The organism is Nocardia sp. CNS-044 (assembly GCF_059570515.1).
In genome coordinates, this window is record NZ_JCANSX010000006.1 from 757,875 (window position 1) to 770,492 (window position 12,618).

A 12,618-nucleotide genomic window follows, 5' to 3' on the forward strand; every position below is an offset into this window, starting at 1 on the left:
CAATCCGATGAGTGGAACGGTTCCCATCCCGCACGGCCTCCCCATGGAACGCGATGCGGGCCCCTTCGCCCCGCCCAGCGAGATCACCCGGCTGCGCGACGCTCGCCCGGTCAGCCCCTTGATGTTCCCCGACGGCCACGAGGGCTGGCTCGTCACCGGATACGACGCGGTCCGCCAAGTCATGGCCGACACCCGCTTCAGCTCGCGCCAGGACATCGGCGTCCTGCACGTGCCGTACGAGACACCAGGCATGCCCGTCCCCACCGAACCGTCCCCGCAGATTCCCGGCTTGTTCATCGCCATGGACCCGCCGGACCACACCCGGCTGCGGCGCATGCTCACCGGCGCCTTCACCGTCAAACGCATGAAGCAGCTCGAAGAGCACATCATCGACGTCGCCGAGCGGCAATTGGACGCGATTGCGCGGATGGCGCCTCCGGTCGACCTGGTCAAGGAATTCGCGCTGCCGGTGCCGTCCCTGGTGATCTGCGAAATGCTCGGCGTCCCCTACGCGGACCGGGCGACCTTCCAGGTCAACTCCGCCAAGTTCTTGGTCAAGGATCAGGCGCTCGAGGAGAAGATGGCCGCGTACGGCGCGATGACCACCTACCTCGCCGAACTGGTCGTCCGCAAGCGCGCCGAACCCGGCGACGACATACTGTCCGACCTGGCGCGCCACGACGAGCTCAGCGTCGAGGAGCTGACCGGCATCGCCTTCCTGCTGCTGCTCGCGGGTCACGAGACCACCGCGAACATGCTCGGACTCGGCACCTTCGCGCTCCTCGAACACCCCGAGCAGCTGGCCGAGCTGCGCGCGAACCCGGACCTGCTGCCCGATGCCGTCGAGGAACTCCTGCGCTACCTGTCCGTCGCCGACATCTTCTACCGCTACGCCACCGACGACATCGAGATCGGCGGCGAAACGATCGCCAAGGGATCGACCGTCGTCGTCTCGCTGCTCGCCGCCAACCGCGACCCCGAGCGCTTCGACGACCCCGACACCCTGGACATCCGCCGCGAGGCCCGCGGTCGCCTCGCTTTCGGTCACGGCATCCACACCTGCCTCGGCCAGCAACTCGCCCGCATCGAGATGCGCGCCGGTTTCGCGGGACTGTTGCGTCGCTTCCCGACGCTCGAGCTCGCCATCCCCGCCGACGAGGTGCGGCTGCGGACCGACATGAACATCTACGGCGTCCACGAGCTGCCGGTCACCTGGACGGCCTCGTAGCCGTCGGTCACGAAAGGAGAGGACAAGAGTTGCGAATCTCAGTGGATCGGGAGCGCTGTATCGGCGCGGGCATGTGCGCTCTCCTCGCGCCCGCGGTCTTCGACCAAGACGACACCGACGGCAGGGTGCGGTTGCTCGATTCGAACCCGCGGCACGGCCACTCGGCACTGCGGGAGGCCTTGGACGCCTGCCCGTCCGGGGCGCTCGAAATCGACGAAGCCTGACCGCCGACCCGGCGTCGGGCGTGGCCACGACGTGCCGCTGTCACGGCGTCGGGCGGCGTCTTCCAGGCCGAAGCCCGTGTCAGTGGCCGTGTCAGTCGGGTGTCAGGTCGGTATCAGCCGCGCTGGCGACAGTATTCCTGTGAACAGCACAGCAGTTGCGGCTTCCGGGCTGCGAAACGTGTACGGGGACAAGATGATCCACGCGGGTATGGATCTGCGGATCGGCACCGGCCGCTACCCGGCGCTCGGTACGGAATGGCTCGCCCGCGGGACGCGGTTCTTGCGCGGGGAGCACGTCTTCGCCCAGCTGATCCGCTTCGCCTTGGTCGGCGGTTCCAGCAATATCGCCTACGTGCTGCTGTTCATGGCCATGAGCGGGTTCGGCCCGCTGGTCGCCAATATCGCGGGCTCGATCGTCAGCACGGTGATCGCGAACGAACTGCACCGGCGGCTCACCTTCCACGCGGCCGGACGGGTCGACTGGTTCACCGCGCAGTGGGAAGGCGGTGGGCTGGCGCTGATCGGCCTGCTGATCTCCACGGCGGCGCTGGCCGGGCTCGAGTTCTCGGCGCCCGGCCTAGGCGAGTTCGCGCAGGCGGGCGCCGTGATCGCCATCATGGCGGCGGTCGGCGGTATGCGGTTCCTGGCGCTGCGCGGCTTCGTCTTCTGAAACGCATGGGCGCGTACCGCTTGACTCTCCCGTAGCTGGAAATCCGAGGCTCGATCGAAGCCCTACAGAAGGAGACACCGTGAAACTCGATCTGGCCAAGAGCGACAAGCAGTACTACACCGCGCCGACCGACCCGGTTCTGCGCACTTTCGAGGGCTACGACTACGCCGCCATCACCGGCAAGGGCGCACCCACCGGCCCCGAGTACACCGAGGCCGTCGCGCTGCTCTATCGGTCCGCCTACCGGGCCAAGAAGCTCGCCAAGGCGGACGGACGAGATTTCGTGGTGCCCAAGCTCGAGGGCCTGTGGTGGGTCGAATCCGACGAGCCGCCGCTGTCGGTGCCGCGCGAGGAGTGGCACTGGACGATGATGATCCGGATGCCGGAAGGGGTCACCGCGGCGATGATCGGCGAGGGGCCCGTGCGTTTCGAGCGGCTAGTCGAGGGCGAGGCGGTCCAAGCGCTGCACGTCGGGCCATACGCGACGGAACCGGAGACTCTGGCACGGATGGAAGCCTTCATGGCGGCCGAGGGGCTGGCGGTGAGCGGCCGCCATCACGAGATCTATCTGACCGACCCGCGCAAGAGCGCGGGCGACCGCACCAGGACGATCCTGCGGCACCCGGTGCGGCGCTCGGCTTGATCAGCCGATCAGGCCGGATTCACCACTTGCGACCGGTGTAGGCCAGTAGCTTGCGGTGCGGCGGCGCGTCGGCCGGAATCGGCACCTCGGCCTCGTAGATCCCCGGGGTGCGGTAGACGTCGATGCCGCCCATGCCCCGCATCGTCTCCAGCATCTCGGCGCACAGCGCGTCGTCGGCCAGATCGGGGCGGTCGATCGCCAAGGCGATGTCCACGCCGTGCACCACGATCTCGGTGAGGTGGATCATCGCGGCGGCCGGTCCCGGCGTCGGACCGAGACCGAGATGCACCGTCGCGGTCGGCACGTCGGGCCTGCGCCACGCGGCGCGGTCCACCTCCGCGGCGGCCGCGTAGGCGCCCTGCGGGTCGCCGCCCAGCCAGTCGTCGCCGCGCGCGCTGCGCGGATCGTTCCCACTCAGCGCGGCCGCGTACGTATGCATCCCACCCACCGTGTGGTTCAGCACCGCCCGCACATCCCAGTCGCTGCACGGCGTCGGCGCGGCGAGCAGGTCGTCGTCGACTGCGGCGACGATGGCGCCGGTCATGTCGAGCGCGCGGTCGATGTGGCCGATCAGAGTGTCCATGGGCATCCTTCGGTCGAGCGGAGTTGGAGCATTGATAGCACGACCGGCTGACACGTGTCGGCCGACGCAGCGGGGACCACACCTGCCCCGCGTCACGGCGAAAACGCTTGTGCCCGGCGGAAAATCGGGAATCCACGGCGACGAAAGCATTCACCTGCGCTGGTGAAAGCGTTGTGCGTCAAGAGAATTGGCGATCGCTGCGGTGACCGCTCGAAAGAGCGGTTCTGGAACCGGTTCCGGCACGAGCTGTGACCAACTCGGCACTCGCGCCGAGTGTCAGCCCACTCGACAACGTGCCACGGGGGACTCGAAATCCCCGGCCGGTGAGCGCGACAACGCTACCGCGGCAACGGCGCTCAACCGGTTTGCGGTCGCCCCTCCGCACCCGCGTCGTCGGGCCCGTCGGCGCGCTGCACGGCGCCGTGGTCGGTCCCCTCGTCGGCCTCCTGATCCGGTTCCGGATGCTCGGGTTCGAAGGTCGGCGGCAGATTCTTCAGGTGCCGGTTCATCGAGCGCACCAGCAGGAAGGTGCCAGCGAGCAGCAGCAGGATGATGGCCAGACCCAGCGGCGAGGCCTTGCCGAATTCGGGACCCGTCGGAGTGTTCGGGGTTTGCGCGAGTAGGACCAACATCACCGGGTCGCGTCCTCGATGCCCGCGAACAGGTCGTTCTCCGGGATGGCGGTGCGCACGCGGGTCTTGGCCAGCTCGAACTCCTCGGTCGGCCACAGCCGCTGCTGCATCTCCAGCGGGATCGCGAAGAACGCGCCGTTCGGATCGATCTGGGTGGCGTGCGCGCGCAGCGCGTCGTCCCGCTGCGGGAAGTACTTGCCGCACTCGATCTGGGTGGTGACCCTGGACATCACGTCGCCGCGCTCCACCGCGTAGGCGCGGATGCGGTCCAGCCACTCCTGCAACGGGAAGGGCTCACCCATCTGCTCGTACTCGGCGGCGAACAGCTCCAGCCGCTTCATGCTGAACCCGTGGTCGTAGTAGAGCTTGAGCGGCGTCCACGGCTCGCCCGCGTCGGGGAAGCGCTCCGGATCGCCCGCCGCCTCGAACGCGGCGACCGACACCTGGTGGCAGCGGATGTGGTCGGGGTGCGGATAGCCGCCGGTCTCGTCGTAGGTGGTGATCACGTGCGGCCGGAACTCGCGGACCACCCGGACCAGCGCCTCGGTCGCCTCCTCCAGCGGAACCAGCGCGAAGCAGCCCTCGGGCAGCGGCGGCAGCGGGTCGCCCTCCGGCAGGCCGGAGTCGACGAAACCGAGCCAGGTCTGGCGCACGCCGAGCGCGCGGGCCGCGGCCGCCATCTCCTCGCGACGGATCTCATCGATGCGCTCCAGCACCCCGGGTGTGTCCATCGCGGGGTTGAGGATGCTGCCGCGTTCGCCGCCGGTCAACGTCACGACGAGGACCTCGTGGCCCTCGTCGGCGTATCGGGCGGTCGTCGCGGCACCCTTGCTGGATTCGTCGTCTGGGTGGGCGTGCACCGCCATGAGGCGAAGGCCACTCACGTCTGTTCACCGTCGCTCTCGGTCGCGGGTGTCGGGTCTTCGTTCCCTATAGTTCCATTCGACCGTCTTTTGTTCCGACGTACCCCCCGGGAGCGACCAGTGACGAGCGATCCGACGCCCGCGAGCAGCGGCGACTCGGCCGCCGACCAGGCGGCGCGACACGCCGACCGCTACGGGACGAAACCGCGGACGCCGCGCCGCACACTGGCGCTGGCCTTGGGCGTCGTCGTGATCGCCGCGGGCATGGGCGTCGCCTTCCTCGGATTCCAGAAGTTCGGGCCGAAGGACATCGACGCCGAGCAGCTCGGCTACACGATCGTCGACGACTCGACCATGACGATCCGGCTGAAGGTCACCCGCGACGAGCCCGGCGAACCGGTCGTCTGCTTCGTCCGCGCGATGGACCGCGACGGCGCCGAGGTGGGCCGCCGCGAGGTGCTGATCGCTGCGTCGCCGAGCGGAACCGTCGAACTCACCACCACGGTTCGCTCCTCCGCGCGACCCGCCGCGGGCAACGTCTACGGGTGCAGCGACCACGTTCCGGAATACCTCCGCGCGGGCTGATCGCCCGCCCAGATCGGACCATTCGGAAGCGAATCGGCGGCGCGACGCCGACAAAACAAACTCCGACCTGCATGTTTGTGATTCATGCTAAAATGGCGTGATACACGGTTCCGCACCCCGGAGCCGTGTTTGCTGCATTGGCGGCCAGCGCTGCACGTTCCGGGTTTTCGGGTTTGCCCGGAACGTCCTGTTGGGGTCCGAGGAACCAACCCCCGGGGATCGCTCTAGCCGTCGGCTGGTGCATGCCCGCCCCAAGGTGGGTAATGCAGCAGTGCATCAGGGAATCCCGGCCCGCCGGGAACAACTACTAGGGAGTGATCGAGATGACCGAGACGAACGTGACCTGGCTGACCCAGGAGTCGCACGACAGGCTCAAGGGCGAACTCGACGCGCTCATCGCCAACCGTCCGGTCATCGCCGCGGAGATCAACGAACGTCGGGAAGAGGGCGACCTCAAGGAGAACGGCGGATACCACGCCGCGCGCGAGGAGCAGGGCCAGCAGGAAGCCCGCATTCGCCAGCTCCAGGAGTTGCTGAACACCGCCAAGGTCGGCGTCGCGCCGACCAAGTCCGGCGTCGCGCTGCCGGGCTCGGTCGTGAAGGTCTACTACGACGGCGACGAGTCCGACACCGAGACCTTCCTCATCGCGACCCGCGAAGAGGGCCTGCGCGGCAATTCCAACCTGGAGACCTACTCGCCGAACTCCCCGCTCGGCGGCGCGCTCATCGACGCGAAGGTCGGCGAGACCCGCGAGTACACGCTGCCGAACGGCAACACCATGAAGGTGACGCTGGTCAGCGCCGAGCCGTACCACAGCTGATCGCGCCGCGCGTCCGCCGTCGGCGCGCAGACACCGGCCCGGTCGCCGACCGGGTCCGCCACGAGAAAACCCGACAGATACGCGAGCGGCCGCACTCGATCCCGAATGCGGCCGCTTCGTCGTATCCATCCCTGTCTCTGTCCTTACTTCGCGAGCGCCTGCTCGACGTCGGCCAGCAGGTCGCTGATGTCCTCGATGCCGACCGAGAGCCGCACCAGATCGGCGGGCACCTCCAGCAGCGAGCCCTCGGTGGACGCGTGCGTCATGGCGCCGGGGTGCTCGATCAGCGATTCGATGCCGCCGAGCGACTCGGCCAGGGTGAAGATCTTGGTGCGCGAGCAGAAGTCCAGCGCGGCTTCCTTGCCGCCGTGCAGGCGCACCGAGATCATGCCGCCGAACCGGCGCATCTGCTTGTCGGCCACCACGTGTCCGGGGTGCTCGGGCAGGCCGGGGTAGATGACCTGGGAGATGGCCGGATGCTTGGCGAGGAACTCGGCGAGGGTTTCCGCGTTGTCGCAGTGGCGCTCCATGCGCACCGCGAGCGTCTTGGCGCCGCGCATCGTGAGGTACGCGTCGAACGGGCCGGGCACCGCGCCCGCGCCGTTCTGCAGGAAGGCGAAGGCCGCGTCGAGTTCCTTGTCGTTGGTGATCAACGCGCCGCCGACCACGTCGGAGTGGCCGCCGAGGTACTTGGTGGTCGAGTGCACCACGATGTCGGCGCCCAGCAGCAGCGGCTGCTGCAGGTAGGGGGTGGCGAAGGTGTTGTCCACCACCAGCTTCGCGCCCGCGGCGTGCGCGATGTCGGCGAGCGCGGGGATGTCGCCGATGCTGAGCAGCGGGTTGGTCGGGGTCTCGACCCAGATGAGCTTGGTGTTCGGGCGGATCGCCGCGCGCATCTCGTCGGTGTTGAACACGTGCGCGGGCGAGTGCTCGATGCCCCACTGGCTGAACACTTTGTCGATCAGCCGGAAGGTGCCGCCGTAGGCGTCGTCCGGGATGACGATGTGATCGCCGGGCCGCAGCGTCGCGCGCAGCGCGCAGTCGGTCGCGGCCATGCCGGACGCGAAAGCCCTTCCGTAGCGGCCCGATTCGAGCGCGGCGAGGTTCGCTTCCAGCGCCGTCCGGGTCGGGTTGCCGGTGCGGGCGTACTCGTAGCCGCCGCGCAGCCCGCCCACACCGTCCTGGGCGAAGGTCGAGCTCGCGTAGATGGGCACGTTGACCGCGCCGGTCTGGGGATCGGGATCGAATCCGGCGTGCACGGCGCGTGTGGAGAATCCCAGCTCACTCATGGGGACAGCGTAGAGAAGCCACTCCCGGGCTATCCGCCCGGGGCGCGCCGTGACGCGGGTCTCATCGCCACGGCGGCCAATTACGCTGAGGCCATGGTTACTGTCGAAGAACTGTTCGCGATCGATGCCCTGCTCTCCGCGGAGGAGCGCGAAATCCGGGATACCGTCGCGGCCTTCGCGGCGCAGCGGCTGCGCCCGCACATCGCCGACTGGTTCGAGGCGGGCACCTTCCCGGCTCGCGAAATCGCCCCGGAACTGGGCAAACTCGGCCTGCTCGGCATGCACCTCGAGGGCTACGGATGCGCCGGGATGTCGGCGACGGCCTACGGCCTGGCCTGCCAGGAACTGGAGGCGGTCGATTCCGGCGTGCGCAGCATGGTGTCGGTGCAGGGCTCGCTGGCGATGACCGCGATCCACAAGTTCGGCTCCGAGGAGCAGAAGCAGCGGTGGCTGCCGGATATGGCCGCGGGCGCCGCGCTCGGCTGTTTCGGACTGACCGAACCCGACTTCGGCTCCAACCCCGGCGGCATGCGCACCAGGGCCAAGCGCGACGGCGACGACTGGGTGCTCAACGGATCGAAGATGTGGATCACCAACGGCTCGGTGGCCGATGTCGCGGTGGTCTGGGCCTACGCCGAAAACGGCGACGCCAAGCCCGTGGTGCGCGGTTTCCTGGTGCCCGCGGGAACGCCCGGCTTCACCGCGCGCGAGATGCACCGCAAGCTCTCGCTGCGCGCGTCGATCACCGCCGAACTCGACTTCGACGACGTGCGGCTGCCCGCCGACGCCGTACTTCCGGAATCGAGCGGACTGAGCTCGCCGCTGGCCTGCCTGAGCGAGGCCCGCTTCGGCATCATCTTCGGCGCACTCGGCGCGGCCCGCGACTGCCTCAGCGCCGCTATCGACTACGCGAGGTCCCGCGAGGTGTTCGACAAGCCGCTGGCCGGCTACCAGCTCACCCAGGGCAAGCTCGCCGACATGGCGCTGGAACTCGGCAAGGGCCAGCTGCTCGCGGTGCATCTCGGCAGGCTCAAGGATCGCGGCGAGATCAGCGCCGAGCAGATCAGCGCGGGCAAGCTGAACAGCACGCGGGAGGCCATCGCCATCGCGCGCGAGTGCCGCACCATCCTCGGTGCCAACGGCATCACCCTCGACTACCCGGTGCTGCGGCACGCCAACAACCTCGAGTCGGTGCTCACCTACGAAGGGACCGCGGAGGTGCACCAGCTCGTGCTCGGCAAGGCGCTCACCGACGCCAACGCGTTCCGCTGAATTACACGCGAGTAATTTGCTGGATCAATTACCGTGCGTCGATCGGCAATTGGTCGAATATCACATTTTGATATACCTCCGCCGATTGCTAGCATTGCCGGGTGTTTTTGCTTGGACCCGCGCTGCTCGAAGTGTCGGCGCGCCGAATGCTGAACCGCCTGCACACGACGCACGGGGCGCCGGCGCGTACCGCCGCCGCGGAATTTCCCGCGGTCTCGGCGGCGCTCGATCAGCACGCCGCCGCCGTCCGCGACATCCTCGACTTCGGTGTCGACGACGCTTCCTCGGTGCCCGCCGAGGTGCTGCTCGCCGGATACGTCCGCGGGTTGCTCGACCACGTCGGCGAGCCGGACGCCGTGCCCATGACGAGCGACGCGCCCGTGGACGCCCCGGGCTGGGTCCAGGCCGACTGGTTGCAGATGCGACTCGCGGGCGTCTGCCAATTCGCGGGTAATCAGCCTCCCCGGTAGGCGTTGTCGCCTCGGCACGTCGAACTCGGCGACACCGGGCTACTTCGCCACCTGACCAGCTCGGTCCATCGCGGCCCACGCTAGGCACACCTTCGGCGACGGGCAATCGCGGCCCCGGCTGAGACCCACAGAACGAACGTCCGCCCCGGGCGGACCCGGGGCGGACGTCTCGATATTCCCGCATTTACCGCGGCTCGGGCGATTCCCCGCCGTACTCGGTGTACTCGCTGCCGCCCTGCGGGTAGCCGCCCTGGCCACCCTGCGGATACGTGCCACCCTGACCACCCTGCGGATAACCGCCTCCCTGACCGCCCTGCTGTGGATAGGCGCCACCCTGACCACCCTGCTGCGGATAGGCGCCCCCCTGACCGCCCTCCGGGTAGCCGTGCCTGCCGCCCTCGCGGTAACCACCGCCCTCGGGATATCCGCCGCGCTGGCCGCCCTGCGGATAGGCACCACCCTGACCACCCTGCGGGTAGCCGCCGGGACCCTGGCCGTACCCCGCGCCCTGGCCCTCGACGTAACCGCCCTGCTGCTGCGGGTAACCCTGCTGGCGCCCGCCCGCCATGGCCTCCTCCGGCGCCAACTGCTGAGCACTCGCGGGCTGAGTCGCCCACTGCTGTTCGCGGGACGCGTCCTCGCGGCCGCGCTGGTACGCCTCCGCATGGCCGCGCATCGCCGGCACCTCCTGCTCGAGGTTGCGCAGCCAGCTGTCCCAGCGCCGCTGCATCGGCCGGACGAGACCGCCGCCGACACCGACCACCAGGATGCCGCCGATGGTGGCGAGCACGGCGATCAGGATGGGCGTGGTGACCGTGGTGGCGACGCCGATCTGGTTCAGCGCCGCGATGATGCCGACACCCCAGACGAACACCGAGGCCAACGTGCCGAGCATGCGGCCGTAGGACAGGCCGCCGAGGGCATTGGTGACCAGTTCGCGGACCGCGTGCGCGATGGCGCCCGCGACGACGATGATGACGATCGCGACCGCGGCCTTGGGCAGCCAGGACACGATGCCGTCGAGCAAGTCGCTGACCGGGTTCGGCCCGAACACACCGAAGCCGAGTTGCAGCGCGATCAGCAGGATCGCGTAGTAGGCGAGCTTGGCGAGCAGGTCCGACGCGTCGTATTTACTGCGCTCGAGCATCTTTCTCACCCCGCCGCGCTCGACGAGTCGATCGAAACCGACCCGCTCCAGCACTTTGTCGACGATCGTCGCCACCGCCTTCGCGACGATCCAGCCGATCAGCAGGATGACAAGGAAGCCCGCGAGCTTGGGCACGAACGTCGCGATGGAACTCCACGCGTCCGAAAGCCCTTGCTGGAAATCGATAGCCAAACTGGAGGTATACACCGCGCCCTTCCCTTCGCTATCCGATTACGCCAGGGCGATTGCCGAGGCGACTTTCCAGGCCGGTTATACCCCTGAAAATCGGCGGAAATCCCGAATTTGCGAAGAAATTGCCCGTTTCGACATACCCCTCGAAGTAGGCGCGCGTACGACGCGGCCGAACTCGCCGCCGGGGGCTGATCGAAGCCCATGGGCCGCGCGAAATGGACTGCGCACCAGAAAATTTCGCGTCACGGCGAAATCGCGACGAAGCCGACCATACGGGCACCGACGCCGACCATACGGGCACGGACGCCGAGGCCCTCGTCACCGCGGACCAGGCCCTGTCTCGAAGTCCCATCCGGCGCACCGGCCGGACTTCGTGACACGGCCTAGCGGTAACACCGAGCGCACAGCCCCCGGACTGCGTGCGCGGCGTGGCTGGTCAGTGACCGATGCGGCCGGTGCTCAGGAAGCCGAGCAGGTCGTGGCGGGTGATGACGCCGACCGGCTTGCCGTCCTCGACGACCATCAGCGCGTCGGTGTCCGACAGCGCCTTGGTCGCGGCGGAGATGAGCTCGCCGGAACCGATCAGCGGGAACGACGGGCTCATGTGCTCGGCCACCGAATCGGTGAGCTGCGCGCGTCCTTCGAAGACCGCGGAGAGCAGGTCGCGTTCGGTGACGCTGCCCGCGACCTCACCGGCCATCACCGGCGGCTCCGCACCGACGACCGGCATCTGGGAGACGCCGTACTCGCGCAGGATCTCGATGGCGTCGCGCACCGTCTCCGACGGGTGAGTGTGCACCAGATCGGGCAGCTCGCCGGACTTGCCACGCAGCACGTCGCCGACCAGCGGCTCGGGGCTGCCGTCGAGGCGGGTGCGCAGGAAGCCGTAGGAGCTCATCCAACGGTCGTTGAAGATCTTGGAGAGGTAGCCGCGACCGCCGTCCGGCAGCAGCACGACGACGACCGCGTCCGGGTCGCGCCGCGCCACCTCGATGGCGGCGACGACGGCCATGCCGCAGGAGCCGCCGACCAGTAGACCCTCCTCGCGGGCCAGCCTGCGGGTCATGTCGAAGGAATCGGCGTCGGAGACCGCGATGATCTCGTCCGGCACGGCGGGGTCGTACGCCGACGGCCAGAAGTCCTCGCCGACGCCCTCCACCAGATACGGACGGCCGGTGCCGCCGGAGTAGACCGAACCCTCCGGGTCGGCGCCGATGACCTTGACCTTGCCGCCGGAAACCTCCTTGAGGTAGCGACCGGCGCCGGTGATGGTGCCGCCGGTTCCGACGCCCGCGACGAAGTGGGTGACCTTGCCTTCGGTGTCGCGCCAGATCTCCGGGCCGGTGGTCTCGTAGTGGCTCTGGGGGCCGCCGGGGTTGGAGTACTGATCCGGCTTCCACGCGCCGTCGATCTCGCGGACCAGGCGGTCGGAGACGCTGTAGTAGCTGTCCGGGTGGTCCGGCGGCACGGCGGTCGGGCAGACCACGACCTCGGCGCCGTACGCGCGCAGCACGTTGCGCTTGTCCTCGGAGACCTTGTCCGGGCAGACGAACACGCACTTGTAGCCGCGCTGCTGCGCGACGAGCGCCAGTCCGACGCCGGTGTTGCCGGAGGTTGGCTCGACAATGGTTCCGCCCGGCTTCAGCAGCCCCGCCTGTTCGGCGGCGTCGATCATCTTCACCGCGATGCGGTCCTTGGCACTGCCGCCCGGGTTCAGATATTCGATCTTGGCCGCCACGAGCCCGTCGGTCGGGCCGACGACATTGTTCAACCGGACCAGAGGCGTGTTGCCGATGAGGTCCACGACGTGATCCGCGATGCGCATAGCCCTATCGTTGCAGAAGGCCCCAGCGGCATGAGCGACGGTCCCGGAGGCGGCAGCGCAGCGTGACCACGCAGGGGCCCGGGAATGCCGCCCAAACCAACACCGCGGCATGAGCGACGGTCCCGGAGGCGGTAGCGCACCGTGACCACGCAGGGGCCCGGGAACGCCGGGGAT

Annotated in this window: 14 protein-coding genes; 8 read left to right on the top strand and 6 right to left on the bottom strand. The window is 68.7% G+C overall.

Annotation, left to right across the window (positions count from 1 at the left end; translation table 11 throughout):
* Positions 1–7: 7 nt before the first annotated feature.
* The 4 genes from T333_RS12185 (at position 8) to T333_RS12200 (ending at position 2,765) form a co-directional block, all read left to right on the top strand.
* Positions 8–1,228, top strand: a complete 1,221-nt coding sequence (locus T333_RS12185; protein ID WP_496424489.1) for a cytochrome P450 — start codon at positions 8–10, stop codon at positions 1,226–1,228.
* A gap of 29 nt (positions 1,229–1,257) precedes the next feature.
* Positions 1,258–1,452, top strand: coding sequence for a ferredoxin (locus T333_RS12190; RefSeq protein WP_355001967.1), 195 nt, complete (start codon positions 1,258–1,260; stop codon positions 1,450–1,452).
* Between the two features lie 208 nt (positions 1,453–1,660).
* Positions 1,661–2,122: a GtrA family protein gene (locus T333_RS12195; protein ID WP_496424782.1), complete on the top strand. Its 462-nt coding sequence runs from the start codon at positions 1,661–1,663 to the stop codon at positions 2,120–2,122.
* A gap of 79 nt (positions 2,123–2,201) precedes the next feature.
* Positions 2,202–2,765, top strand: coding sequence for a GyrI-like domain-containing protein (locus tag T333_RS12200; RefSeq protein ID WP_496424490.1), 564 nt, complete (start codon positions 2,202–2,204; stop codon positions 2,763–2,765).
* A gap of 19 nt (positions 2,766–2,784) precedes the next feature.
* Here the strand turns inward: T333_RS12200 and T333_RS12205 are convergent, their stop codons facing one another.
* From T333_RS12205 to mca, 3 genes are all read right to left on the bottom strand, one after another.
* Positions 2,785–3,348, bottom strand: a complete 564-nt coding sequence (locus T333_RS12205; protein WP_496424491.1) for a TIGR03086 family metal-binding protein — start codon at positions 3,346–3,348, stop codon at positions 2,785–2,787.
* 356 nt (positions 3,349–3,704) lie between these two features.
* The gene (locus T333_RS12210) at positions 3,705–3,980 is read right to left on the bottom strand and encodes a hypothetical protein (protein WP_355001971.1); all 276 of its coding nucleotides are present in this window, start codon (positions 3,978–3,980) and stop codon (positions 3,705–3,707) included.
* Positions 3,980–4,846 carry a mycothiol conjugate amidase Mca gene (gene mca, locus T333_RS12215; RefSeq protein ID WP_357250967.1) on the bottom strand — a complete coding sequence of 289 codons (867 nt, stop codon included), beginning with the start codon at positions 4,844–4,846 and terminating at the stop codon, positions 3,980–3,982. Before mca ends, T333_RS12210 begins: the two co-directional genes overlap by 1 nt.
* 117 nt (positions 4,847–4,963) lie before the next feature.
* On the opposite strand from mca, the gene T333_RS12220 reads away from it, so the two are divergent.
* Positions 4,964–5,428, top strand: a complete 465-nt coding sequence (locus tag T333_RS12220) for a DUF4307 domain-containing protein (protein ID WP_355001972.1) — start codon at positions 4,964–4,966, stop codon at positions 5,426–5,428.
* A 323-nt stretch (positions 5,429–5,751) separates the two neighbouring features.
* Positions 5,752–6,249: a transcription elongation factor GreA gene (gene greA, locus T333_RS12225; protein WP_355001973.1), complete on the top strand. Its 498-nt coding sequence runs from the start codon at positions 5,752–5,754 to the stop codon at positions 6,247–6,249.
* A 143-nt stretch (positions 6,250–6,392) separates the two neighbouring features.
* Here greA and T333_RS12230 read toward each other — a convergent pair whose 3' ends face one another.
* The gene (locus T333_RS12230; protein ID WP_355001974.1) at positions 6,393–7,538 is read right to left on the bottom strand and encodes a cystathionine gamma-synthase; all 1,146 of its coding nucleotides are present in this window, start codon (positions 7,536–7,538) and stop codon (positions 6,393–6,395) included.
* A gap of 93 nt (positions 7,539–7,631) precedes the next feature.
* Here T333_RS12230 and T333_RS12235 point away from each other — a divergent pair, with 93 nt between their 5' ends.
* Positions 7,632–8,810 carry an acyl-CoA dehydrogenase family protein gene (locus T333_RS12235; RefSeq protein WP_355001975.1) on the top strand — a complete coding sequence of 393 codons (1,179 nt, stop codon included), beginning with the start codon at positions 7,632–7,634 and terminating at the stop codon, positions 8,808–8,810.
* 101 nt (positions 8,811–8,911) lie between these two features.
* Entirely contained in the window at positions 8,912–9,280 is a 369-nt protein-coding gene (locus tag T333_RS12240; RefSeq protein WP_496424492.1) for a DUF6401 family natural product biosynthesis protein, read from the top strand.
* Between the two features lie 184 nt (positions 9,281–9,464).
* Here the strand turns inward: T333_RS12240 and T333_RS12245 are convergent, their stop codons facing one another.
* The gene (locus tag T333_RS12245) at positions 9,465–10,634 is read right to left on the bottom strand and encodes a mechanosensitive ion channel family protein (protein WP_496424493.1); all 1,170 of its coding nucleotides are present in this window, start codon (positions 10,632–10,634) and stop codon (positions 9,465–9,467) included.
* Positions 10,635–11,055: 421 nt separating this feature from the next.
* Positions 11,056–12,444, bottom strand: a complete 1,389-nt coding sequence (locus T333_RS12250; protein WP_355001979.1) for a cystathionine beta-synthase — start codon at positions 12,442–12,444, stop codon at positions 11,056–11,058.
* Positions 12,445–12,618: the final 174 nt, after the last annotated feature.